The organism is Terrabacter aeriphilus (genome assembly GCF_039542985.1).
GTDB lineage: Bacteria > Actinomycetota > Actinomycetes > Actinomycetales > Dermatophilaceae > Terrabacter > Terrabacter aeriphilus.
On sequence record NZ_BAABIW010000020.1, the window covers coordinates 119,568 to 143,732 of the forward strand.

Here is a 24,165-nt window from a genome sequence, read left to right on the forward strand (position 1 = left end):
TGGTGAGGTGTGTGGTGTGCGGAAAGCCTACGAGGTTCGAACACAGTTGCCAAACACCTGTTCGACGCGTGTCTCGACTTCATCGAACATACGTGCTAGAAATCGTCCAGACGTTCCATCGAACACCTGTTCGGTGGATCCGGAGCTAGGGGAGGTCACCATGAGCGCCACCGTGCTGACGGCCGTTCGTCCGATCGCGACGCAGGAGCAGCAGGCCGCGTCGGGTCCGCAGGGGCGCCCGCGCCTCGTCTCCGTGCCGACCGGTCGCGAGGCGGGCCGCGCCGCGCGAGCCGCCCGGGCTGCACGGGACGCCCGCGTCCCGATGCGGCTCACGCGCTTCGGCCGTCTCGTCGTCTCCCTGCTCGTCGCGTCGGTCGTGGCCCTGCTCGCCGTCGGCCTCGCCGGCCAGCTCGCGTCCGCCACCGGCGAGCCGCGCACGCTGACGGTCCAGCCGGGGCAGACCCTCTCGGGCATCGCCGCCCGGGAGCTGCCCGGTCTCAGCCGCGCCGACGGCGTGCTCGAGCTGCAGCTCGCCAACGGTCTCAGCTCGAGCCAGGTCCATGCCGGCCAGCAGCTGGTCGTCCCCGGTCCCTGAGCCCGCTCCGACCCAGCAGACCTCTGCGCACACCGTGCGCAGACCCCCAACGGCCGCGTTGGCTCCACCTCCAGCGGCTGTCGGGACCGGCGCTTCGACCCCGCCGGCCCCGTCCGGACGCCGCACCCCTGCACGGGGTGCGGCGTTCTGCTGCCTCCGGCGCCCTGTGGACGACGGGCCCGGTCCGGCGCCGTGACGTCCTAGCGTCACCACCGGGGAAGGGAGCCACGAGCGATGCACTACGAGGTGGACACCGCCGCGCTGCGCGAGAGCGCGCTGACGATCGGTGAGGTGCTGGCGCGGGTGCGCCGGCTCGGGGTCACCGACGACCTGGCCGCCGTCGCGACGGCGGTGCCGCCCGGGCGCACCACGGCAGGCGCGCCGGGGGTCGCCCTCGCGTGGCAGGCGCGGCTGGCCGGCCTCACGTGGGAGCTGCGCGAGCTCGGGGCCGGGGTGAGTGCCGCGGCCGACGGCTACGACGGCGCGGAGCAGGTGGCCCGGTCCGCCCTCTCGGGTCTGTCGGGCCTGTCGGGGTCCCGCCGGCACGCATGACCGCCGCGACGCTCGGGGGCGGACCGGGCATCCGCGAGATCCGCGCGGCCCGACCGGCGGTGCTGCTGGCCGTCGCCCGACGGCTGGAGGAGCGGCGCGCCACCGTGCTGAGCTGCACCGAGGCCCTGCTGTGGCGGCGCTCGGCCGGCACCCGGTGGTCGGGCCCGGCTGCAGCCGCCGTCGTCTCGCGGTACGCCTTCGTCGTCGACCAGCTCTCCCGGCTCGGCCAGAGCCTCGCCGCAACCGGGCACGCCCTGGGCCGGGCCGCGCGCCGGCTCGAGGCGGCGGCCGACCTCGTGCACCGAGCGGATCGTCGGGCCGCCGCCGAGGGTGCCTGGGTCGACCCCGACGGCGTCGTGCTCCTGCCCGTGCGTGCCTCGTTGGGGGAGCCGCTCGTGGAGGCGCACCGGGCCCGCCTCGACGCCCTCCTGCTCGCCGACGTGCACGCGTGCCTCCACGAGGCGCAGCGCACGGCGCGGGAGCTCGACGAGGAGCTCGCCCGCGCGCTGCTCGAGTCCGCGCGCGGCGCTGGCCCGGCAGCGGGTACGGGCTCGTCACCGGCTGCCCCGACGGGCCCGACGGGCGCGACGGGCCCGTCGGGCGCGACGGGCGCGACGCCCCTGCGTCCGTCCCCACCGCCCTCGGGCGTCTCGGGTGGCATGCCCGACCTCGTCTTCTCGACGGGCGCCTGGTGGCGCTCGCTCACCGCGGAGGAGCAGCGCTGGGTGCTGCGCGAGCGGCCGGAGTGGGTCGGCGCGCGCGACGGGGTCCCCGCGCAGGCCCGCCACGAGGCCAACCTCACGCTGCTCGCGCGCGCCGAGCGAACGGCATACGGCCGCGTGCAGGAGCTGGGCCGCGGCGGCGCCCCGTGGCACGTGGAGGAGCGGGCACGGGCGCAGGAGCGCGTCGACGGGCTCCGGGCGATCCGCGAGGTCCTCGCGCGGCGCGACGGGGTGCAGCGGCAGCTGCTGCTCGTCGACACCGCAGCGCTCGACCTGCGGGCGGTCGTGGCGGTCGGCGACGTCGACCGCGCCGACCACGTGGTGACCTACGTCGGGGGCCTCTCGACGAGCGTCGGCGGCGACCTGCGCCGCTACGACGAGACGTTCGTGCGGATGCGTTCGGAGGCGCTGCAGCTCGCCGGAGGTGCTGACGTCGCCGTCGTGACGTGGATGGGCTACGACGCACCCCAGCTGCGCGAGGTCGTCACCTCGATCGACCGGAACGTGTTGAGCTCCAAGCTCGCTCGCGACAACGCGGCGGCGCTGGCCGACTTCATGACCGGTCTCGACGCGGCCCGCGACCGTCCGGCGCACACGAGCGTGTGGGCGCACTCCTACGGGGGCACGCTCGCGGGCTTCGCCGTGCTGCGGACGAGCGCCATCGACGACGTGGCCGTCCTCGGTGCACCCGGTATGCCGTTCGCCGACGTCGGCAAGGCCTCCCTGGCGCCCGGCTCGCTCAACGTCCTCGGGGCGATCGGCGACGACGTGTTCTCCTACGGGTGGGTCGTGCACGGCACCGCGCCCGCTGAGGTCGCGGGAGCCGTCCGCCTGTCGACGCTGGCCCTGAAGAGCCCCGGGTCCGGCTGCAACCACTGGCTGCGGCCGCGCTCCGACTACGTCGACGTCGGCCGCACCTCGTCGGGCCATTCCGACTACCTGCGGGCCGGCACCGACAGCGCCCGCAACCTCGTCGCCCTCGCGGTCGGTCGCCGTGACCTGCGTGTGCTGCAGGGGGACGACGAGCGGGCGTGCACGACGACCGGGCCGAGCCTCGGCACCGACCCGCTGGCCTGGCCGCGGCTGCTGCCGTGACGACGTGGGGCGATGGCTCGCGACGGGCCGGGCAGCGAGCCGTGCTCAGCAGGCGGGCAGGTCGAACCAGACCTCGGTGCCCGGTCCGTCGACCGAGTCGATCCCGATGCGGCCGCCGTGGGCCTCGATGATGCGCTTGACCGTGGCGAGCCCGATGCCGCTCCCGTCGACCGAGGTCTCGATGCGGTTGAAGAGGCCGAAGACCATCTCGCGCTCGCCCACGGGGATGCCGATCCCGTTGTCACGCACCGAGATCCGCCAGGCACCACACCGTTCGCTGGCCGACACGGCGACGACCGGCGGCACGTCCGGCCGGGAGTACTTGACGGCGTTGGAGACGAGGTTGAGCAGCACCGAGTAGATCTGCTGGTCGTCGACGACCACGACGGGCAGGGGCCCGACCGAGACCGTGGCGGACCGGGCGGTGAGGCGCGGTGCGAGGTCCTCGAGCACCGCGCCGAGCACGGCATCCAGCTCGGTCTCGGTCGTGAGCAGCTGGGCACCGACCTGGGCGTGGGAGAGGATCTGCTCCATGAGCCCGGCCATCCGCGTGGCCGACCGGAAGGCCGTGGCGACGAGCCGCTGGGCCATCGCGTCCTCGAGGACCGAGGGCTGCTGGCCGAGCATCTCGGTGCTCGCCATGATCGCGGTGAGCGGGCTGCGCAGGTCGTGGCTCACCTGCCCGGCGAACACCGACAGGGCCTCGTTGGAGCGGTGCAGCTCGTCACGGGCGCGGGTCAGGGCCGAGAGGGACCCCTCGAGCTCGCGCGTGCGCAGACGCAGCTCGAGCACGTCGACGACCCGCTCGGCCAGGGCGCCGAGGGCCGTCTCCTGGGCGGCGTCGAGCGCCCGCGGCGCGTGGTCGAAGACGCAGAGCCGCCCGATGATGACGCCGCCCGGCGTCCGCAGGGGAGCGGAGGCGTAGAAGCGCACCGTGCCGAGGACGCCGGTGACGAAGGGGTTCTCGCGGAAGCGGTCGTCGAGGCGCGCGTCCGGCACCACGACGCGGTCGGTGTGCTCGAGCACGGCGGCGCACATCGAGTCCTCGCGGGCGCAGATCGAGGCCGCGAAGCCCGTCGTGGCGATCTGCTGCTGCTCGGTCGAGGTGATGAGGTTGATGGCGGCTCGCGGCACGGCGCACACCTGGGCCGCGATGTCGACGAGGGCCTGCAGCTCACGGGCCGGCGCGTGGTCGAGCACGTCATAGCCCGCAAGGGCGTGGTCGCGGCGGTCCGCGGGGTCGAGCGGGGACGTCGTCGATGTCCGGTTTGTCACCATCGCACTCTGTCATGGACCGCGCGGGGCCGCAGCGCGGTCCCTGCTCGTGTCGTCGGTCCGTCGCTGGTCGCGCCAGTGGTCGCGTCAGTGGTCGCGTCGTCGGTCTCCGTGCGGGCGACGGGCCCCGGATCGTGGGGCGGGAGCGGCCGCGGACCCCCACATGATGGGTATCGGCGTCCGCGGACATGCCGGACGAATGGGACCGCGAGGGCGTTTGCGCAGGTCAGCGCCACGCCGCGCCGACGGCGAAATCCCTGCTTGCGGCCTCGTCCGCTCGCGCCTACAGTTACCCCTACATCTAGTAGTTACACAGATGTAAGACGTCCACATGTAGTCCCCAGCTCAACGGGGGTTACCCACAGGTCATCCCCAGCCCGTCCCCACCTCCGTCCCCAGGCGGACCGGGGAACCGCGGTGCGGGGACGTCAGACCTGTGCTCGAAGAGCCATGCCCCGGGAAGGAAGGTGACCGCGCGTGCACTGCCCGTTCTGCCGCCACACCGACTCCCGCGTCATCGACTCGCGGACCACCGACGACGGCACCTCGATCCGGCGCCGTCGGCAGTGCCCGGAGTGCAACCGTCGCTTCACGACGCTGGAGACCTCGAGCCTCAACGTCATCAAGCGGTCGGGGGCGAGCGAGCCGTTCAGCCGGGCCAAGGTGCTCTCCGGAGTGCGCAAGGCCTGCCAGGGCCGGCCCGTCACCGAGGACGACCTCGCGCTTCTCGCCCAGAAGGTCGAGGAGACGATCCGGTCCCAGGGCAGCGCGGAGATCGACGCGCACGAGGTCGGCATGGCCGTCCTCGAGCCGCTCCGGGAGCTCGACGAGGTCGCCTACCTGCGGTTCGCCAGCGTCTACCAGGGCTGGGAGTCGCTCGAGGACTTCGAGGGAGCCATCGCGCTCCTGCGGGCCGAGCGCGACGCGCTGGGCGAGGAGCCGGTCCGCCACGACGCCCCGCGGTGAGCGGGCGCACCCGGACCTGAACGACCAGGACCCGCACGACATCAGGACCCGAACGACCAGCACGAACCAGCACCACCGCGCACGACGAGCACCACCAGCACGACCCGCACCGCCCCGGCCACGTCCGCTGTCGGTGCCACACGCAACACTCAGTCCAGCAGCAGATTCGGTCAGGGAGGCCGCGACACATGACGGAGATCGGTAACCGCAGCTCACGCGCGAAGGCGGGCGCGAAGGGCGTCCGGATCGAGCGCATCTACACCACGCCCGGCGTGCACCCGTACGACGAGGTGACGTGGGAGAAGCGTGACGTCGTCCAGCAGAACTGGAAGACCGGCGCGACGATCTTCGAGCAGCGCGGCGTCGAGTTCCCCGACTTCTGGTCGGTCAACGCCAGCACCATCGTCACGACGAAGTACTTCCGTGGCGCCGTCGGCACGCCGGCCCGCGAGGTCTCGCTCAAGCAGCTCATCGACCGGGTCGTGCTCACGTACGTCGCGGCCGGCAAGAGCAACGGCTACTTCGCCTCGGCCGAGGACGCCGAGATCTTCGAGCACGAGCTGTCGCACGCCCTGCTGCACCAGGTCTTCTCGTTCAACTCGCCGGTGTGGTTCAACGTCGGCACGAAGAGCCCGCAGCAGGTCTCCGCGTGCTTCATCCTCGCCGTCGACGACTCGATGGACTCCATCCTCAACTGGTACAAGGAGGAGGGGAAGATCTTCCAGGGCGGCTCCGGCGCCGGCCTCAACCTCTCCCGCCTCCGCTCCTCCAAGGAGCTGCTCTCCTCGGGTGGCACGGCCTCTGGTCCCGTCTCCTTCATGCGCGGCGCCGACGCCTCCGCCGGCACCATCAAGTCGGGCGGCGCCACGCGCCGTGCGGCCAAGATGGTCGTCCTCGACGTCGACCACCCCGACATCGAGGAGTTCGTCGAGACCAAGGCGCGGGAGGAGGACAAGATCCGCGCGCTGCGTGACGCCGGCTTCGACATGGACCTCGGCGGCAAGGACATCGTCTCGGTCCAGTACCAGAACGCCAACAACTCGGTCCGGGTCAACGACGAGTTCATGAAGGCCGTCGAGGACGGCACCGAGTTCGGGCTGCGCTCGCGCTCGGACGGTTCGGTCATCGACACCGTCGACGCGCGTGAGCTCTTCACGAAGATCGCCAAGGCCGCCTGGGAGTGCGCCGACCCGGGCATCCAGTACGACGACACCATCAACGCCTGGCACACGAACCCCGAGACGGGCCGCATCACGGCCTCGAACCCGTGCTCGGAGTACATGTCGCTCGACAACAGCTCGTGCAACCTCGCCTCGCTCAACCTGCTGAAGTTCCTCCGCGACGACGACACGTTCGACGCGGTCACCTTCCAGAAGGTCGTCGAGCTCGTCATCACGGCGATGGACATCTCGATCTGCTTCGCCGACTTCCCGACCGAGCCGATCGGCGAGACGACCCGCAACTACCGCCAGCTCGGCATCGGCTACGCCAACCTCGGCGCGCTCCTCATGGCGACGGGCCACGGCTACGACTCCGAGGGTGGCCGCAGCCTCGCCGCCTCGATCACCTCGCTCCTGACGGGCGCCGCGTACAAGCGCTCTGCCGAGATGGCCTCGGTCGTCGGTGCGTATGCCGGCTACGCCCGCAACGCGGACGCCCACAAGCGGGTCATGCGTAAGCACCAGGCCGCCAACGACAACATCAAGACGCTCGACGCGATGGACGGGGGCGTCCACCAGCTCGCCACGAAGGCGTGGGACGACGTCGTCAAGCTCGGTGAGAAGCACGGCTACCGCAACGCCCAGGCGTCGGTGCTCGCGCCCACCGGCACGATCGGCTTCATGATGGACTGCGACACGACCGGCATCGAGCCGGACTTCTCGCTCGTCAAGTTCAAGAAGCTCGTCGGCGGCGGCTCGATGCAGATCGTCAACCTGACGATCCCGCGCGCCCTGAAGAAGCTCGGCTACCAGCAGGAGTCGATCGAGGCCATCGTCGAGTACATCGCCGACAAGGGTCACGTCATCGACGCCCCCGGCCTCAAGCCGGAGCACTACGAGGTCTTCGACACCGCCATGGGTGCCCGCTCGATCTCGGCCATGGGCCACGTGCGCATGATGGCCGCGACGCAGCCGTTCCTCTCGGGTGCCATCTCCAAGACGGTCAACCTGCCCGAGACGGCCACGGTCGAGGAGATCCAGGACGTCTACATGCAGGGCTGGAAGCTCGGCATCAAGGCGCTCGCGATCTACCGCGACAACTGCAAGGTCGGCCAGCCGCTCTCCGACGGTGGCTCGACGGCCAAGGACAACAAGGCTGCCGCAGACGCCGCTGCCGCCGAGGTCAAGGTCGAGAAGGTCATCGAGTACCGCCCGGTCCGTCGTCGCCTGCCCAAGCGCCGCACCTCGCAGACGACGTCGTTCGCCGTCGGTGGCGCGGAGGGTTACCTCACGGCCGGCACCTACGACGACCAGCAGCTCGGCGAGATCTTCCTCAAGTTCGGCAAGCAGGGCTCGACCCTCGCCGGCGTGATGGACGCCTTCTCGATCGCCGTGTCGATCGGCCTGCAGTACGGCGTGCCGCTCGAGACCTTCGTCGAGAAGTTCACCAACCTGCGGTTCGAACCGGCCGGCCTGACCGACGACCCCGACGTGCGCATGGCGCAGTCGATCATGGACTACGTCTTCCGCCGCCTGGCGCTCGACTACCTCGACTTCGACACCCGCTCGTTCATGGGTATCCACACCGCTGCGGAGCGGGCCCGCCAGGTCGAGACCGGGTCGTACGAGGCCAGCTCGAGCGACGAGTCAGACGAGGAGCTCGAGGACGAGCTGGAGACCCTCCAGCAGTCCGCCCCGGTCGCCAAGCGCGCCGAGGCCAAGTCCGACGAGGCCAAGGGCGAGCTCAAGGCCTCCGAGGTCAAGTCCGGTGCCGGTGCCGCGTCGGCCCGCGAGACGAGCTCCGACGTGCACAGCTCGGCCGAGCTGCTCGAGAAGTTCGGCGGCATCACCGCCGACGCGCCGATCTGCATGACCTGCGGCACGAAGATGCGTCCCGCCGGCTCCTGCTACGTCTGCGAGGGCTGCGGCAGCACCAGCGGCTGCAGCTGACGCCAGTCGTCAGGCTTGACCGTCCTGGGGCGGCACCGATCCTCGGTGCCGCCCCAGTCGTCTACGCCGCCGGCGCGAGCACGCGGTGGACGACGGGGAGTCGTCGCAGCGCCCCGACCAGGCGGGTAAGAGGCAGCCGCACGAGCAACCAGCCGCCACCGGCGACCGCCCCGCCGAGCGCGAGGCCCGCGATGACGTCGTGCGGGTAGTGCGCACCGACGTAGACGCGGGTCACGGACATCAGCACCGCGGCAGCGGCGGCGAGGACGCCCAGACGCCTCGACACGAGCAGCAGGCCGACGGTGACGGCACCGGCCATCACGGAGTGGTCGGAGGGGAAGGACCAGTCCGTCGTCCGGTCCACGAGGGTGAGCACCGCCGGGTGGGCGGCATACGGCCGTGCCTCGGCGACGAGGGCAGCGACAGGCTGGTTGACCGCGAGCGCGAGCACCGTCCCGAGGCCCGCCCAGACGGCCGCGGCCAGGCGCTGGTCGCTCGCACGGCGCCGGCGCCAGATGTCGAGCAGGACCAGCGCGGCGAAGAGCGCGACGCCGTACGTGGCGAACGCCGCGGCCGGGGCGTGGAGCGCCGTCGTCGTGCGCGCGAGGTCGTTGAAGCGCAGGAACAGGCTGTCGCTGAGGTCGAGCAGGCGGCTCACGGTCGTCCTTCGGGTCGGTGGTGCGGCAGGGCACGGCAGCCCACAGGGTGACCCGAAGATCTGAGAGCGATCTCAGAGCTCAGAGCTCAGAGCTCAGAGCCCAGAGCCCAGAGCCCAGAGCCCAGAGCTCAGGGGAGGAAGCGCCGGACGTCGTCGAGCGCGTCCGGCCGGAGCCGGAACCACGCCCAGGTGCCGCGTCGCTCGCGGCTGAGGATGCCGGCCTCGACAAGCGTCCTGAGGTGGTGGCTGACGGTCGGTTGGGACACCTGCACCGCATCGGTCATGTCGCACACGCACGCCTCCTGCCCGGGTGCGGCGCCGATGATGCTGAGCAGCTGGAGCCGGACGGGGTCGGCGAGCGCCTTGAGCAGCGCGGCGCGCCGGTCGGCCTCGGCCCGATCGAGCAGGGGCACCGGTGCCGATCCGCACGCCGAGACGCACGGGACCTGCTGCGGGGTCCTCGACAGCGTGGTCGTCAGCTTCGTGATGCCCATGGTCCACCGTCTGTCGGCCTGTATCGATGACGGTCCATGTTGACACACGTCGATATAGCGGTCACCGTCACCTCGTGACCCGAGCTTCCCTGCAGCGCCCGACCGCTCCCGACCCCGTCGCCGGGAGGCTCTCGACGCTCGACCGGTTCCTGCCGGTGTGGATCGGTCTGGCCATGCTGGCCGGCCTGCTCCTCGGCCGCCTCGTGCCCGGCCTCGGCGACGCGTTGTCGCGGGTCGAGGTCGACGGGGTCTCGCTGCCCATCGCGCTCGGTCTGCTCGTCATGATGTACCCGGTGCTCGCCAAGGTGCGCTACGACCGGCTCGACTCGGTGACCGGGGACCGGCGCCTGCTCGTCGGGTCGCTGCTGCTCGACTGGGTCGTCGGTCCGGCGCTGATGTTCGCCCTCGCCTGGATCCTCCTGCCCGACCTGCCGGCCTACCGCACCGGCCTCATCGTCGTGGGCCTCGCGCGCTGCATCGCCATGGTCATCATCTGGAACGACCTCGCGTGTGGCGACCGAGAGGCAGCAGCCGTGCTCGTCGCGCTCAACTCGCTCTTCCAGGTCGTGGCGTTCGCCGGTCTCGGCTGGTTCTACCTCTCCGTCCTGCCGGGCTGGCTCGGTCTCGAGCAGACCGGCATCGACGCCTCGACGTGGGACATCGCACGGTCGGTGCTGGTCTTCCTCGGCATCCCGCTCGTGGCGGGCTTCCTGTCGCGCCGCCTAGGTGAGCGCCGGCGCGGGCGCGACTGGTACGAGAAGAGGTTCATCCCGAAGGTCGGGCCATGGGCGCTCTACGGTCTGCTCTTCACGATCGTCGTGCTCTTCGCCCTCCAGGGCGACGCGATCACCTCCCGCCCGCTCGACGTCGCCCGCATCGCGGTGCCGCTGCTCGTCTACTTCGCCCTGATGTGGGGCGGCGGCTTCGCCTTCGGCGCGGGTATCGGGCTCGGCTACGAGCGCACGACGACCCTCGCCTTCACGGCCGCCGGCAACAACTTCGAGCTGGCGATCGCGGTCGCCATCGCCACGTTCGGCGCCGCCTCGGGCCAGGCGCTCGCGGGCGTCGTCGGCCCGCTCATCGAGGTGCCCGCCCTCGTCGCCCTCGTCTACGTCAGCCTCGCCCTCCGCCGCCGTTTCACCCACTCGGAAGGACCGATCCACCCGTGAGCACCGAGACCCGAGCCGCCGACCGGTCGTCCGTCCTCTTCGTCTGCGTGCACAACGCCGGGCGCTCCCAGATGGCGGCGGCCTACGTCACCCACCTCGCCGGCGACGCCGTCGAGGTCCGTTCCGCGGGGTCCGCGCCCGCCGACCAGGTCAACCCCTCCGCGGAGGCCGCGATGGCCGAGGAGGGCATCGATATCACGGCCGAGACCCCCAAGGTGCTCACCACCGACGCCGTGAAGGAGTCCGACGTCGTCATCACCATGGGGTGCGGCGACACGTGCCCGATCCTCCCGGGCAAGCGCTACGAGGACTGGGAGCTCGCCGACCCGGCCGGCCAGGGACTGGACGCCGTGCGACCCATCCGCGACGAGATCAGGCAGTGCGTCCTCGGCCTGCTCGAGTCGCTCGGCATCACCCCCGTGCAGGCCTGAGCGGAGCGACGAGCGGATCCCGCCGGTCAGCCGGCGACGAGCTCGAGCGCGCGTCCGAGCCGCTCACGGGCGTCGGTCGCGACGTCGACGAGGCCCTCGGTGCGGGTCATCGTCACCATGGCGGTCGGGTCCATGGCCTCGACGAGGGTGTGCGGTGTCGAGGCTGCACACCACGAAGTTGCACGGCAGCAGCACCCCGATCGAGGGCTCGGCCTGCAGGGCCGCGAGCGCGAGGGGAGGCCGGCAGGCGCCGAGGATGACCTGTGGAGCGAGCCCGGTCCGGGGTGTCGGGCCAAGGGCGCCGCAGGTCCGGTATATCCGTTTTGCACAATTCCGCGGCCTTCCGTGGGACAGTGGCCGACGGAGGCGGAGGAGCCACGCCGTATGCCGCCGACTCACCTCGGCGGCATACGGCTGCGGTCCACGGGCGGTCGTGCGGCCCGCCCTGCCGGTGGTGGCGGTCGTCCGCGCGTCACGTCCACGGCGGGTGGAGGATGGCGGTGTCGGGGGCACCGAAGCACGTGCAGGAGGACCGCCATGGCCACACCGAGTCCGGGATACTCCATCACCGTCCGGGTCGAGGTGCCGGCCGCCTCCGGTTCGACGGCGGCGCTGACGACGGCTGTCGCCTCCGCGGGAGGTGCGCTCACGGCACTCGACGTCGCCGAGAGCCGCACCGACCGGCTCGTCGTCGACGTCACGTGCGATACGACGGACGAGCGGCACGCTGCCCTCATCACCGCAGCCATCGCGGCCATCCCCGGCGCCGACGTGCGCAAGGTGAGCGACCAGACGTTCCTGCTGCACCTCGGCGGCAAGCTCGAGGTCAACCCCAAGGTGCCGCTCAAGCACCGCGACGACCTCTCCAGGGCCTACACGCCGGGGGTGGCCCGCATCTGCCTGGCGATCGCCGAGCACCCCGACGACGCAAGGAGACTCACGATCAAGCGCAACACCGTGGCCGTCGTCACCGACGGCTCTGCGGTGCTGGGGCTCGGCAACATCGGTCCGCTGGCCGCCCTGCCGGTCATGGAGGGCAAGGCGGCGCTCTTCAAGCAGTTCGGTGGTGTCGACGCCTGGCCGGTGTGCCTCGACACGCAGGACCCGGACGCCATCGTCGAGATCGTGCGCGCGCTGGCCCCGGTCTACGGCGGCATCAACCTCGAGGACATCTCCGCGCCGCGGTGCTTCGAGATCGAGGCCAGGCTGCGCGGGATGCTCGACATCCCGGTCTTCCACGACGACCAGCACGGGACGGCGATCGTGGTGCTGGCAGCGCTGACGAACGCGCTGCGGGTCGTCGGCAAGAGCCTCGACGACGTGCGCATCGTCGTCTCGGGCGTGGGCGCGGCGGGGCAGGCCATCATCCGGCTGCTCCTCGCGCAGGGCGCCCGCGACATCGTCGGGTGCGGGCGTGACGGCGCGGTGCACTCGGGCGCCACGGGCATGGAGCCCTTCCGGCAGTGGATCGCCGACCACACGAACCCTCGCCACGAGACGGGCTCGTTGCGTGAGGTGCTCGCCGGCGCGGACGTCTTCATCGGCGTGTCGGCGCCGGACCTGCTGACCGGCGACGACATCGCCACCATGGCGCCGGGCGCGGTCGTCTTCGCGATGGCCAACCCGGTGCCCGAGGTCGACCCGATCGCCGCGTCGGTGCACGCGGCCGTCGTGGCGACGGGGCGGTCAGACCACCCCAACCAGATCAACAACGTGCTCGTCTTCCCGGGGTTCTTCCGCGGGCTCCTCGACGCCGGGGTCACCGACGTCACCGACGCGATGATGGTGGCGGCGGCGTCAGCCATCGCCGACTGCGTCGAGCCGGGGGAGCTCAACGCGAGCTACGTCGTGCCGAGCGTCTTCGACCCGCACGTGGCGCCCGCCGTCGCTGCGGCGGTCCGCGATGCGGCGGCGGCGACCCCCGGACGGAGGCCGTCCGACTCCTCGCCGACATCCGGCTGAGGGGCCGTGGCACGGCGGGCATGTACGGAGGGAGTGCGAGGCGGATCACGTCACGACATCGAGACGGCGAGGGTCGTCGGTGCCACGCTGGAGGTGACGCGAGATCACCCGCGCCGCGCGGCCAGTGGAAGGACTGAGGCCATGATCGCGGTCGTCGGCGGCTCCGGCCGCCTCGGTCGGCTCGTCTGCAGACGGCTCGTCGAGGCCGGGGAGCAGGTGCGAGCCGTCGCGCGCTCCGAGCCCGAGACCCCCGTGGTGGCAACGGAGTTCGTTGTCGCCGACCTGCGTCATCCCGGCTCGCTGCCGCGAGCGCTCGACGGTGTCGACACGGTGGTGGCCGCGGCGCACGGGATGGACCCGGGCAAGGGGGAGTCTCCCCGGGAGGTCGACCGCGACGGCAACGCGGCCCTCGTCGACCTCGCGGTGGCGCGGGCGATCGACGTCGTGCTCGTGTCGGTGGTCGATGCTGCCGCCGACCACCCGCTGGAGCTGCACCGGATGAAGTGGGCGGCGGATCAGCACCTCCGGGCGAGTGGTGCGGCGTGGACGATCGCGCGTGCCTCCGCCTTCGCGGAGATGTGGATCGAGATGCTGCGGGAGTCGGCGCACACGGGGAAGGGCCCGCTGGTCCTCGGCCGTGGTCGCAACCCTGTCAACCTCGTCAGCGTCGGGGACGTCGCGGTGGCCGTGGCCCGGGCGGCGACCGGCCGCAGCCTGCGTGGCGCGGTGGTGGACGTCGGCGAGGACGACCTGACGTTGGACGAGCTGGCCCGTCTCGTCGTGCCGGGGGCGACACCCCGGCACCTGCCCCGACCCGTGCTGTGGGTGATGGGGCAGGCGGCCAGGCCCGTGCGACCCTCGTTCGCGCGGCTGGTCCGCACGGCCCTCGTCATGGACCGCGCCGACCTGCGTCACGACCCGTCGGCGGCGCGGCGCGCCCACCCCTGGCTGCCGGGCACCCCGGTGCGTGGGTTGGCCATGGCTCCGGCCTGACTCGGCGTCAACCTGGGTGCATGTCAGCCTGAGTCGGGGTCAGTGAAAGGCGGCGTCAGCCAGAGTCGGCGTCAGGCGGCGCGGGCGCCCTTCGTGCCGCCACGGATGACGGCGTGGGGCGGCACGATCTCGTCGGTGTCGACGCGTGCACCGTCCCAGACGTGGGTGTCGGGGCCGATCTTGGTGCGGGCACCGATGCGGGCGTCGCGGCCGACGACAGCACGGGTCGCCACGTGCGCGGCAGTGCCCACCACGGCTCCGGCGTGCACGACCGCCTCGCGGTCGATCCACGCCCCGGCGCTGATGCGCGCCCCGGCGCCGACGACCGCGCCGCGGTCGACGTACGCGGAGGGGCCGACGTGGGCCGACGCGTCGACGTGAGCGTGCGACTCCACGAAGCCGCCGCCGTTCTCGTGGCGGACGTAGCGCAACGTGGTGCCGTTGTCCTCTTCGAACTCCTCGTACTTCCTGCGTCTCACGATCCACCTCCTGTGGTCCGGCGGGCGAGCCGTCCGGCTCGTCCTTGCGTCCAACGTTCAAGCACCCTTGAAGATTCCGACGCCGTTGCTTCAGAAGGTGTACCCGGACAACGAAGCGGGCAACCATGCAGTTCCAGCTCTCGAACGGGGGTCCCGGCGCCCCCGGGGCGCCTCTGGCGCGCGCCCGTCGGCGGCATACGGTGGGAGGCATGAACTTCCGATACCTCGGCAACAGCGGGCTCAAGATCTCAGAGATCACCTACGGCAACTGGCTGACCCACGGGTCGCAGGTGGAGAACGACGTGGCGACCCAGTGCGTGCGCGCCGCGCTCGACGCGGGCATCAGCACGTTCGACACGGCCGACGTCTACGCCAAAACCAAGGCCGAGAGCGTGCTCGGCGCCGCCCTCAAGGGCGAGCGTCGCGAGAGCCTCGAGATCTTCACGAAGGTCTACTGGCCCACCGGGCCCGGCGGCAAGAACGACACCGGCCTGTCGCGCAAGCACATCATGGAGTCGATCAACGGCTCGCTCGAACGGCTGCAGACCGACTACGTCGACCTCTACCAGGCGCACCGCTACGACACCGAGACGCCGCTCGAGGAGACGATGCAGGCGTTCGCCGACGTCGTGCGCCAGGGCAAGGCGCTCTACATCGGCGTCAGCGAGTGGACGGCCGACCAGATCCGCGAGGGCGTGGCGCTCGCCAGGGAGCTCGGCTTCCAGCTCATCTCGAGCCAGCCGCAGTACTCCATGCTGTGGCGCGTCATCGAGGGCGAGGTCGTGCCGACGTGCGAGGAGCTCGGCGTGAGCCAGATCGTGTGGAGCCCCATCGCGCAGGGTGTGCTGACCGGGAAGTACCAGCCGGGTCAGCAGCCGCCCGAGGGCTCGCGCGCCGCCGACGAGAAGGGCGGCGCCGACATGATCAAGCGCTTCATGAACGACGACGTGCTGACGCGTGTGCAGAACCTCAAGCCGATCGCCGACGAGGCCGGCCTGACGATGGCGCAGCTGGCCGTCGCCTGGGTGCTGCAGAACCCGAACGTCGCGGCCGCGCTCGTCGGCGCCTCGCGGCCCGAGCAGGTCGCCGAGAACGTCAAGGCTGCCGGTGTGACGCTCGAGCCCGAGCTCATGACGAAGATCGACGAGGTCCTCGGCGACATCGTCGAGAAGGACCCGGGCAAGACGAAGGAGACCGCGCCGCAGCAGCGCGTGGCCTGACCGGTCGGACCCTCGCGATGCCGCCCTGCCGCCGACGTGCGGCCGGGCGGCATCGCCATCCGGGACGGGGTTGGGAGCGGCGGGCTGGGGACAACTCGAACGGGAGGCTCTGCGGCAGGTCCACGATGGCCGGCATGAGCCTGCACGGACTGCCCGACATGTTCCGGGAGCTGCCCATGACGGACCGCCGGGTCGCCGCCGACGTCATGGACCTCCTGATGCGCGACACCGACCGGGCCACCGGCTGCGCAGCCGTTGTGGTGTGCGACGAGGAGCACCGGGGTCTGCAGCCCGTCCTGCTCCACGACGACCCACCACCCCGGTCGGTCCCGCAGCGGCGCAGCGGGAGCCGGAGCTTCGGCCGTGCGACGGAGTGGGGCCGCGACGCAGGTCATGACCGCCGCGACGTGGCTCGGGACCCGAGCCGTCTCGTCGGGCTCGAGGACTTCGACCGCCTCCTCGACCTGCTGCTGCCGCTCGTGGTCGCACGGTCCGGCTCGGTGCTGCTCGGGCGCGGCCGCCCGCGGGGGATGGTGGCCGACGACGTCGACCGGCTCTGGCACCAGCACGCGATCGACCGCTGCCGCGGCCTGGACGTGCCGCTGCTCGGCTTCTACGTCGCCACCGGGGACGGGATCTTCCGCCTGCCCGATCCGCTGACGGCCGTCTCCTGAACGGCTCGGACCGGAGGGGCTGCGGATCAGAAGGGCGGCGGGTCGCTGTCGGGCGGGCCGGCGACACGGGGTCGGTCCACCGAGTCGTCGTGGTCGACGCCCGGCGGGGCCAACAGCGCCGCGTCACGCACCGCCTCGAGCCAGTCACGGGGGCTGGTCACGTAGGTGCGCCCCGCCCGGGTGCGCCACCGGACGGTGCCGCCGTCGCGGCGCACGTCCCAGTGCTCGTGCGTGTGCAGGTTGTGGTGGGCACGGTGCTTGCTGGTGAGGTTGCCGACGGCGGTCGGGCCGAGCGGCCACGGCACGTCGTGGTCGAGGTCGCAGCGCGCGGCCGGAACCGTGCACCCCGGACCTCGACAGGTGCCGTCGACGGCCTCCACGACGGCGCGCATGGTGGCGGTCGGGCGGTAGGACCGGGTGGAGAGGTCGAGCGCGACACCCGTCGCGTCGTCGACGAGAAGACGCCGCCAAGCCGCGTCCTCGGTGAGGGCGATCCGGCGAGCCAGGTCCGCCGACACCCATCCGTGCCCCGGCAGCTCGCCGGGTGCGGGCGTCAGCCCCAGCAGCGACCCGACCGGCACGATGACCGTCACCCTCGCGGCCGGTCGCCGACCCAGGCGGGCGAACCACGGCGGCGGTGCCTCTGCCGCGGGTTCACTTGGGACGTCGGCTGGTTCGGCTCGACGTGGCCCTGGCGACGGGCCGTGGTCCGATGTGCCAGCCGGGGCCGAGACATCGGTGGAGCGCTCCATGGCAGTCGCGTCGAAGGTGCCCGAGGGCTCGTCTGGTTCGGCGGGCTCGCCGGGCTCGCCGGGCTCGTCGGGCTCGCCGGGCTCGGCACGCTCAACCGGCTCAGGTGGCCTTTCGCTGGCGCCCGGGACCGGCCGGCAGGAAGCGCCGCCGGCGGCCGGGTGGGCAGGATGCAACGGGCTGCCGTCGCACGTTCCGGGCCAGCCGAACATCAGGGTGTCGGTGATGACGTCGGCGCGGAGGGAGTCGAGGTCGCGGGGGTCACCTGCAGCCCGCGCGGCGCGAGCCACTGCGTCCGCCCGTTCGAGGGCGGCGACGATCTTCTCGGCGTCGTTGACGACCGTCAGGGTGCCGAGCCCTTCCCGGTCGATCTGCGCGTGCGCGCCACGGCGCCGACGGGCGGCACGCCGGCGTTCCGCAGCCTCCCGGTCGGCGGCCACGCACGCGCGGGTGAGGCGCTGCCTGAAGAGCGTCGGAGACGGCGGCGCACCGTCCTTGGGTCGCAGCGTGGCCTCGACGATCGCGGGGCCGCACTCGGCCGGCAGCGACCGCAGCTCTGCCTGGATGGTGCAGGCCCGGTAGACGCTGACGCCTCCCTGGCGCAGTCGTGACCGCAGCTCGGCCGCCCCGGGGGTGCGGGCCGTGGCCAGGTCGAGTCGGGCGTGCACCTCCTGGCTGCCGAGCCCGGTCGCCGTGGACACCTCCATGACGGTCAGCTCGTCGGGGTCGATCCACCCCTTCGGCTTCGGCTGGCCCAGAGAGGCCCGCCGGGCTGCCTCAGCGGCCTCGATGTCGGCCTGGAGCCGGGCCAGCGCCTCGAGGCCGACGGCGTCGAGGACGGCCTTGCACCTCTCGACGGCTTCGAGCACCCGGAGGTCTCCATCGGCCAGCGCCTCGGCGGCATCGACGTCGTCGCCGGCGACGGTGGGGGAGAGGTCGTCGGCGGCGGCCTCGAGCAGCTCGCCGACGAGTGTGGGCACCTCGTGCGACAGCAGTCGCGTGGCGATCTCCCTGCGCAGGGTCCGTTCGAGCAGCGGCAACGAGCGCTGCCGCAGCGGCCGACGGGCGTCGGCCCGTACCCGGTAGAGCGTGGTGATGTCAGCAAGGTCCACGACGGCGTCGCCCTGGCGAGAGGCGTCGTCGGAGGGGTGCCAGCCCTCCGACAGCACGGCGTCCGCGCTCATCCCCGCCTCCTCCCGTCGTCCCCCTGTTCTCATTAGAACAGGTGTTCGAATGCATCGGAAGGCTCTGTCCACATGTCGACCGCGCCCAGTGCGCCGAGCACCGGTGTCGGAGCGGTCACACCTCGGCTCTGGAGCGTCCTCGACGCGGGACGATGGAGGTGGCCGGAGCATGCGGCCCCGACCGAAGTGGAAGGGGAGTGCCATGAGTGCCGCCACCAACGAGTCCATGAGCCACGGGATCGTCGTCGGGTACGACGGCTCGCCGGGCGCTCGCCTCGCCCTCGAGTGGGCCGCTGAGACCGCCAGACGGGACGACCGGCAGCTGACCCTGCTGCACTGCGTCGGGCTGACGATGACGCCGACGTTCCGGGCATACGACCCCGGCGTGCAGGCGAACGCCTACGACCAGATGTCGCGTGGCGTGCTCGCGGAGGCCGTCGAAGTCGCCGGGAAGTGGCTGGACCGCAAGGACATCCATCCGCTCAGCGTCATCGGCAGCGCCGCTGCCGAGCTCGTGGGCGTGTCGGAGCAGGCGGACCTCGTCGTCACGGGATCCCGTGGCCACGGCAGCATCTCGTCCGGTCTGCTCGGTTCGACGTCGTATGCCGTCACGGCCCACGCGCACTGCCCCGCGGTCGTCGTCCGGGGCACCTCGGTCGTGCACGCCGGGCCCGCGCACCCCGTCGTCGTCGCCTTCGACGACTCGAAGCCCGCGCAGACCGCGCTCGACACCGCCATCCCCGTGGCGGCGGCCGCGGAGGCGCCGTTGCGCCTCGTCGCGGTCGACAACGTCGGTGGCCTGGAGGTGTGGCCCGAGAACGACTCGGTGCTCGGGCGCGAGGAGATGATCGACTCCATGCACCGCCACGTCGGCGACGCCCTCCGCGAGGTGGCCGACGCCACCATGGCCGCGCACCCCGGGCTCGACGTGCGCACCGACGTGCTGAACGGCGCGTCGGGCCAGACGATCGCGGCGTATGCCGACGACGTGCGGGCCGGGCTGGTCGTCATGGGTTCGCGCGGGCACGGCGGCTTCACCGGCATGCTGCTCGGCTCGGTCAGCCACCGGGTCATCCACGACGCCTGCTGCCCGGTCATGGTCGTGCACTGACCCTCACCGACGGGGTGCGGGAGCAGGCGTCAGTCGGGTCGTCAGCGCCGGGGCGGCACGACGACGACGGGACAGTGCGAGACCCCCACGAGCCGCCCGCCCAGCCAGCGGTCGCCCAGCGCGGTGGCGCCGCCCGCGTCGATGACGACGAGGTCGGCCGAGCGGCTCTCCTCGACGAGCACCGACCGGCGCTTGCCGGCCACGACGCGGGTCTCGACGAGGTGGTCGTGACCGAGCACCCGGGCGACGTCGTCCGCCAGGCGGCTCTCCTCGGAGCCCCGGCTGCGCTCGTCCGCGACGACGGACGGGAGCCGTCCGCCGGTGGCGGTCTCCGGCGCGTGCGGTCGCCACGCGCGGACGGCCACGACCCGTCCGCCGCGGGCGGCCGCCTCGTCGGCCGCCCAGCGCAGTGCGCCGGGGGAGCCGCTCGTCGGGCTGACCCCGACCACGATGGTGAACTCCCGGGCAGCGGCGGCGAGGTTCATGCGTTCGCCTCCGCGTCCTCGGTGACCTTGCTCAACGGGTCGGCCACGTCCTCGAGCGACTTGCGCTCGGCGTCGATGCCGATGGCGAGCGCGACGACGCCACCGATGATCATGATGACGGCTCCGGCGACGTAGCCCCAGGTGAGCGGCATCCGGTCCTTACCGTCGCCGATGAGCGCGCCGTAGAGCACCGGCGCGATCGCGCCGGCGCACTGGGCGACGACGAAGAAGTAGCTGATCGCCTGACCGCGCACCTCGATGGGGAAGATCTCGCTGACCGTGAGGTAGGCGGCGGACGCGCCCGCCGAGGCGAAGAAGAACGACACGCACCAGAAGATCGTGTGCGTCGTCGCGTTGAGCACCTCGGCGTGGAACGCCCACGCGGAGACGAGCAGCACGACGCCCGCGATCGTGTAGGTGCTGAAGATCATCTTGCGGCGCCCGATGGTGTCGAAGAGGTGGCCGAGCAGCAGCGGGCCGAGCAGGTTGCCGGCCGCGAAGGGCAGGAAGTAGAGCGACGTGCCGGCCTTGTCGATGCCGTAGAAGTTCGTCAGCACCAGCGCGTAGGTGAAGAAGATGGCGTTGTAGAGGAACGACTGCGTCACCATCATCGTGAGGCCGAGCACCGTGCGGCGGCCGTAGCGCCGGATGAAGACGTCCCACAGCACCTTCGGCCCCATGCGCTCCTCCGGCTTGACGAGGATCGCCTTGCTCTCGTCGACCTCGGTGATCTCGCCGCCCTCGCGGCGCACGCGCTCCTCGATCTCGGCGACCGTGCGCTCGGCCTCCTCGGCGCGACCGTGCGTCAGCAGCCAGCGCGGGCTCTCCGGGATGTGCCGCCGCAGCCAGATGATCGACAGGCCGAGCACCGGCCCGATGAAGAACGCGATGCGCCAGCCGATGTTCTCGGCGACGTTGTCGGGGTTGAGCAGGTAGAGGTTCGCGAGGGCACCGAAGAACGCTCCGCCCCAATAGGTTCCGTTGATCGCGATGTCGACGCGACCGCGGTAGTGCGAGGGGATCAGCTCGTCGATCGCGGAGTTGATCGCCGTGTACTCGCCGCCGATGCCCATGCCGGCGACGAACCGGAAGACCCAGAGGAACCACATGTTGGGCGAGAGGCCGGCGAGGCCCGAGCCGACGAGGTAGATGACCAAGGTCATGATGAAGAGCCGCTTGCGGCCCAACCGGTCGGTGAGCCGCCCGAAGGTCAGCGCGCCGACGACCTGGCCGACGAGGTAGACGGTGCCGGTCAGCCCGACCTGCGCCGCCGACATGCCGAGCGCCTTCTGGAAGCCCGACTCCGACACGATCTGGATCTCGAGGCCGTCGAGGATCCACGACACCCCCAGTCCGAGGACGACCGACCAGTGGAACTTCGTCCACGGCAACCGGTCCATCCGCGCCGGCACCAGACTTCGAATGGCACCGTCCGTCCGTTGTGCGACAGCCTCGCTCATCCCATCTCCTTCGATTCGGTGTGGTGAACCGTCGGGTCAGGGCGTGCGGCGCCACGTCCTCACCGTCGGGCCCCGTACCCCGCCGCGCCCGTCGGTGAACATGCCGAACCCGACCGCTGCCGATCCCGTATGCCGTCCGTGCGCGCGGGCGCCCGGGCCGGGGTACGTGACCGGTACCGACCCCGACGAGGAGGACCGTGATGCCCACGAAGAAGCGATCGAGCACGTCCGGTGGTACGTCCGCGCGGCGGAAGGACTCGGCCGACATGCCGTCCACCCTCGAGCGCTCGCCGCGCAAGGCCCAGGAGACGTGGCTCGCGACGCACGAGGCGGCCGTCGAGCAGTACGGCGAGGGGGAGCGCGCCCACCGCACCGCGTTCGCCTCGCTCAAGCACTCCTTCGAGAAGGTGGGCGACCACTGGGAGGAGAAGGCGCAGAAGGGACCCAGCGACGCCCAGGCCGAACGCCGTGGCGCCGAGGCCCGGGCGCACCGTGACGACGGTGACTCCGCGGGTGGTGTCGACGCGAACGCCACGAAGCAGCACCTCTACGACATCGCCAAACGACTTGAGGTCAAAGGCCGTTCGCAGATGACCAAGGACGAGCTCGTGGAGGCGATCCAGCGCGCGAACGACCGTGCGACCGCTGCTGCGCGCGAGGCCGACGCCTAGGCGCACGAGTCCGGCTCCCGGCATACCTCCTCGGGGGCCGTAGGCCTGTCTGAGTGGTCACACTGCCCCGCCGAGGGGGGTGCGCGGCGAGACGATGGAAGTGTCCGGAGCGAGTCCGGCGCGATCCACGGAAGAGGTGCTCACCATGAACGGCCAGGCACGAACCACCCACGGCATCGTCGTCGGGTACGACGGTTCGGCAGGATCCCAGCTCGCGGTCGAATGGGCCGCCGAGACGGCACGGCAGCAGGGCCGGCGCCTGACACTGATGCACAGCGTCAACCTGGCCACGGTTCCCGCCTTCCCCGCGATGGACGTCTCGCAGCTCGAGCCGTCGCTCGAGAACGCGGCCAAGTCGCTCGTCGACGAGGGCGCGGAGCGCGCCGGCGCGACGCTCGACGCGTCGCAGATCGAGACGCAGTACTGGCTCGGCAGCCCCGCCGTGCAGCTCGTCGACGCGTCGCGCGACGCCGATCTCGTCGTCGTCGGGAGCCGCGGGCGTGGACGCATCCGCTCGGGCCTGCTCGGCTCGACGTCGTACGCCGTCGTCGCGCACGCGCACTGCCCCGTCGTCGTCGTGCGCGGACCCGAGGGAGACGCCCCGGACGACGTGCCGGCGCCGCCCCGGCCCGGGCGTGACCACGACGTCGTCGTCGGGATCGACGACTCCGACGCCGCGATGCGCGCCGTCGACGCCGCCGCGGAGGTCGCCGAGCGCGAGGGCGCCGTGCTGCACGTCGTTCGCGTCGCCCACCCGAGGTCGATGGAGGCGTGGACCTACGCCGAGACCGCCAAGGGCGGCACGGAGGAGACCCACGCGTTGCGCGACCACGCCGAGCAGTCGGTGACCCGCGCTGCGAACCGCGTGCGGGCGCAGCACCCCAAGGTCGTCGTCACGACCGAGGTGCTCTACGGCGACGCGGGCCACGCGGTGGCCGAGCTGAGCGCGGGCGCCGGCCTGCTCGTCGTCGGCTCGCGCGGGCACGGCGGTTTCACCGGCATGCTGCTCGGCTCGGTGAGCCACCGCGTCATCCACGACGCGACCTGCCCGGTCATGGTCGTCCGCTGACGCGGCAGGAGGCGCACACCGGTCAGGGTGCCCCGGACCCCGGTTCAGCTCCCGAGGGCTGAGCTGAACCGGCCGAGAGCGTCGTCCCAGCGGGCCTTGTCGCCGGCGCCGTCCTCGGCGATCCCCTCGCCCTCGTGGTAGAGGTCGACGCGCGTCTTCGCGCCGTCGGGTCTCAGCTGCAGGTCGACGATGCTGAGGGGGCCGTCCTCGTGCGGGTGCCACGACACGCGGATCTGCTCCATCGGGTGGTAGCTGCGCACCACGCCGTGCGGCCCGTCGGCGCTGTGCCACGACTCGCCCTTGTTGCCGAGGGTGACGCCGGGCCCGAGCAGGGCCTCCGTGCCGTGGGCGCTGATGAGGTGCTGCCACACCTGCTCGACGGACGCCTCGACCGTGACGGTCGAGTGCACGCCCGCGGGAGACCCGTCGAGGTCGGTGTCCTCGGCGCTGTCGGGGTTCGACTCGGTTGACCTGCTCTGCGTGGAGCTCATGGGCACCTCCGGTTCGCGTGGGCGGGCCCCCTGATGGGCCGGACCCACCACAGACAGTCGACCAAAGACTGGGCCCGATGACAATGGTCCGGCGAGAACCGATCCGCGCGGTGCCTCCGGGCCCTAGCCTCGGGTGATGATCGACCACTACGGGATCAACTGCTCCGACCTGCAGGCGAGCGCCCGCTTCTACGACGCCGTGCTCGGAGTGCTCGGCTACACCCGGCAGATGGACGTCGGGGTGGCCATCGGTTACGGCCCGGAGGGGCATCCACAGTTCTGGATCAGCGCCTGGCAGGGGGAGGAGCCGAACCGCGAGATGCACTGCGCCTTCGCGGCGGCCAGCGTCGACGCCGTGCAGGCCTTCCACGCCACCGCCCTCGACTTCGGAGCCGAGTCGCTGCACGAGCCGCGGCTGTGGCCGGAGTACCACCCCGGCTACTACGGCGCCTTCGTGCGCGACCCCGACGGCAACAACGTCGAGGCCGTCTACCACCGGGCGAGCCCGGACGCCGACGGCTGAGGCGTCGACCAGGTCCGTCCCGGCCG

Annotated in this window: 23 protein-coding genes and 1 pseudogene; 15 read left to right on the forward strand and 9 right to left on the reverse strand. The window is 71.9% G+C overall.

The genetic code is table 11. From position 1 onward, the window contains the following. Nucleotides 1-160: 160 nt before the first annotated feature. From ABD979_RS16010 to ABD979_RS16020, 3 genes are all read left to right on the forward strand, one after another. On the forward strand, nucleotides 161-595 hold the full coding sequence (locus ABD979_RS16010) for a LysM peptidoglycan-binding domain-containing protein (RefSeq protein ID WP_345508499.1): 435 nt from the start codon (nucleotides 161-163) through the stop codon (nucleotides 593-595). Nucleotides 596-829: 234 nt separating this feature from the next. Next, entirely contained in the window at nucleotides 830-1,147 is a 318-nt protein-coding gene (locus ABD979_RS16015) for a hypothetical protein (protein WP_345508500.1), read from the forward strand. Then, complete coding sequence (locus ABD979_RS16020) at nucleotides 1,144-2,964, forward strand: alpha/beta hydrolase (protein WP_345508501.1); 1,821 nt, start codon at nucleotides 1,144-1,146, stop codon at nucleotides 2,962-2,964. Before ABD979_RS16015 ends, ABD979_RS16020 begins: the two co-directional genes overlap by 4 nt. 45 nt (nucleotides 2,965-3,009) lie before the next feature. Here the strand turns inward: ABD979_RS16020 and ABD979_RS16025 are convergent, their stop codons facing one another. Further along, nucleotides 3,010-4,239: a sensor histidine kinase gene (locus ABD979_RS16025; protein ID WP_345508502.1), complete on the reverse strand. Its 1,230-nt coding sequence runs from the start codon at nucleotides 4,237-4,239 to the stop codon at nucleotides 3,010-3,012. Between the two features lie 477 nt (nucleotides 4,240-4,716). Between ABD979_RS16025 and nrdR the strand changes: the two genes are divergently transcribed. Further along, entirely contained in the window at nucleotides 4,717-5,205 is a 489-nt protein-coding gene (nrdR, locus tag ABD979_RS16030) for a transcriptional regulator NrdR (RefSeq protein WP_345508503.1), read from the forward strand. A 188-nt stretch (nucleotides 5,206-5,393) separates the two neighbouring features. Beyond that, entirely contained in the window at nucleotides 5,394-8,315 is a 2,922-nt protein-coding gene (locus ABD979_RS16035; RefSeq protein WP_345508504.1) for a vitamin B12-dependent ribonucleotide reductase, read from the forward strand. A 61-nt stretch (nucleotides 8,316-8,376) separates the two neighbouring features. Here the strand turns inward: ABD979_RS16035 and ABD979_RS16040 are convergent, their stop codons facing one another. Further along, nucleotides 8,377-8,973 carry a phosphatase PAP2 family protein gene (locus tag ABD979_RS16040; protein ID WP_345508505.1) on the reverse strand — a complete coding sequence of 199 codons (597 nt, stop codon included), beginning with the start codon at nucleotides 8,971-8,973 and terminating at the stop codon, nucleotides 8,377-8,379. Nucleotides 8,974-9,101: 128 nt separating this feature from the next. After that, the gene (locus ABD979_RS16045; RefSeq protein ID WP_345508506.1) at nucleotides 9,102-9,467 is read right to left on the reverse strand and encodes an ArsR/SmtB family transcription factor; all 366 of its coding nucleotides are present in this window, start codon (nucleotides 9,465-9,467) and stop codon (nucleotides 9,102-9,104) included. 74 nt (nucleotides 9,468-9,541) lie between these two features. Between ABD979_RS16045 and arsB the strand changes: the two genes are divergently transcribed. After that, entirely contained in the window at nucleotides 9,542-10,636 is a 1,095-nt protein-coding gene (gene arsB / locus ABD979_RS16050) for an ACR3 family arsenite efflux transporter (protein WP_345508507.1), read from the forward strand. After that, nucleotides 10,633-11,067 carry an arsenate reductase ArsC gene (locus ABD979_RS16055; RefSeq protein WP_345508508.1) on the forward strand — a complete coding sequence of 145 codons (435 nt, stop codon included), beginning with the start codon at nucleotides 10,633-10,635 and terminating at the stop codon, nucleotides 11,065-11,067. Before arsB ends, ABD979_RS16055 begins: the two co-directional genes overlap by 4 nt. Before the next feature lie 213 nt (nucleotides 11,068-11,280). Here ABD979_RS16055 and ABD979_RS16060 read toward each other — a convergent pair. Beyond that, nucleotides 11,281-11,580 (reverse strand): annotated as a pseudogene (locus ABD979_RS16060) (hypothetical protein); the annotation flags it as partial. A 24-nt stretch (nucleotides 11,581-11,604) separates the two neighbouring features. Between ABD979_RS16060 and ABD979_RS16065 the strand changes: the two are divergent. Next, the gene (locus tag ABD979_RS16065) at nucleotides 11,605-13,029 is read left to right on the forward strand and encodes an NAD-dependent malic enzyme (RefSeq protein ID WP_345508509.1); all 1,425 of its coding nucleotides are present in this window, start codon (nucleotides 11,605-11,607) and stop codon (nucleotides 13,027-13,029) included. 141 nt (nucleotides 13,030-13,170) lie between these two features. Further along, nucleotides 13,171-14,022, forward strand: a complete 852-nt coding sequence (locus ABD979_RS16070; protein ID WP_345508510.1) for an NAD(P)H-binding protein — start codon at nucleotides 13,171-13,173, stop codon at nucleotides 14,020-14,022. Between the two features lie 71 nt (nucleotides 14,023-14,093). On the opposite strand, the gene ABD979_RS16075 is transcribed toward ABD979_RS16070, so the two are convergent. Then, entirely contained in the window at nucleotides 14,094-14,501 is a 408-nt protein-coding gene (locus ABD979_RS16075; RefSeq protein ID WP_345508511.1) for a transferase, read from the reverse strand. A gap of 209 nt (nucleotides 14,502-14,710) precedes the next feature. Between ABD979_RS16075 and ABD979_RS16080 the strand changes: the two genes are divergently transcribed. Continuing rightward, on the forward strand, nucleotides 14,711-15,721 hold the full coding sequence (locus ABD979_RS16080; protein WP_345508512.1) for an aldo/keto reductase family protein: 1,011 nt from the start codon (nucleotides 14,711-14,713) through the stop codon (nucleotides 15,719-15,721). A 134-nt stretch (nucleotides 15,722-15,855) separates the two neighbouring features. Beyond that, nucleotides 15,856-16,395, forward strand: coding sequence for a hypothetical protein (locus ABD979_RS16085; RefSeq protein WP_345508513.1), 540 nt, complete (start codon nucleotides 15,856-15,858; stop codon nucleotides 16,393-16,395). A gap of 26 nt (nucleotides 16,396-16,421) precedes the next feature. Here the strand turns inward: ABD979_RS16085 and ABD979_RS16090 are convergent, their stop codons facing one another. Then, on the reverse strand, nucleotides 16,422-18,329 hold the full coding sequence (locus tag ABD979_RS16090) for an HNH endonuclease signature motif containing protein (RefSeq protein ID WP_345508514.1): 1,908 nt from the start codon (nucleotides 18,327-18,329) through the stop codon (nucleotides 16,422-16,424). 202 nt (nucleotides 18,330-18,531) lie between these two features. Between ABD979_RS16090 and ABD979_RS16095 the strand changes: the two genes are divergently transcribed. Further along, nucleotides 18,532-19,440 (forward strand): universal stress protein, encoded by a 909-nt coding sequence (locus ABD979_RS16095; protein ID WP_345508515.1) that lies wholly within the window; start codon nucleotides 18,532-18,534, stop codon nucleotides 19,438-19,440. 41 nt (nucleotides 19,441-19,481) lie between these two features. Here ABD979_RS16095 and ABD979_RS16100 read toward each other — a convergent pair whose 3' ends face one another. Further along, on the reverse strand, nucleotides 19,482-19,925 hold the full coding sequence (locus tag ABD979_RS16100) for a universal stress protein (protein ID WP_345508516.1): 444 nt from the start codon (nucleotides 19,923-19,925) through the stop codon (nucleotides 19,482-19,484). Further along, on the reverse strand, nucleotides 19,922-21,385 hold the full coding sequence (locus ABD979_RS16105; RefSeq protein ID WP_345508517.1) for an MFS transporter: 1,464 nt from the start codon (nucleotides 21,383-21,385) through the stop codon (nucleotides 19,922-19,924). The genes ABD979_RS16100 and ABD979_RS16105 overlap by 4 nt, the downstream gene beginning before the upstream one ends. 266 nt (nucleotides 21,386-21,651) lie before the next feature. Between ABD979_RS16105 and ABD979_RS16110 the strand changes: the two genes are divergently transcribed. Together ABD979_RS16110 and ABD979_RS16115 are read left to right on the forward strand one after the other, a co-directional pair. Continuing rightward, a complete protein-coding gene (locus ABD979_RS16110; RefSeq protein WP_345508518.1) occupies nucleotides 21,652-22,056 on the forward strand; it encodes a ChaB family protein in 405 nt (134 codons plus the stop codon). A 145-nt stretch (nucleotides 22,057-22,201) separates the two neighbouring features. After that, nucleotides 22,202-23,125, forward strand: coding sequence for a universal stress protein (locus tag ABD979_RS16115; protein ID WP_345508519.1), 924 nt, complete (start codon nucleotides 22,202-22,204; stop codon nucleotides 23,123-23,125). Nucleotides 23,126-23,169: 44 nt separating this feature from the next. On the opposite strand, the gene ABD979_RS16120 is transcribed toward ABD979_RS16115, so the two are convergent. After that, entirely contained in the window at nucleotides 23,170-23,616 is a 447-nt protein-coding gene (locus ABD979_RS16120; RefSeq protein ID WP_345508520.1) for an SRPBCC family protein, read from the reverse strand. 136 nt (nucleotides 23,617-23,752) lie between these two features. On the opposite strand from ABD979_RS16120, the gene ABD979_RS16125 reads away from it, so the two are divergent. Beyond that, nucleotides 23,753-24,139, forward strand: coding sequence for a VOC family protein (locus tag ABD979_RS16125; protein WP_345508521.1), 387 nt, complete (start codon nucleotides 23,753-23,755; stop codon nucleotides 24,137-24,139). Nucleotides 24,140-24,165 lie beyond the last annotated feature (26 nt).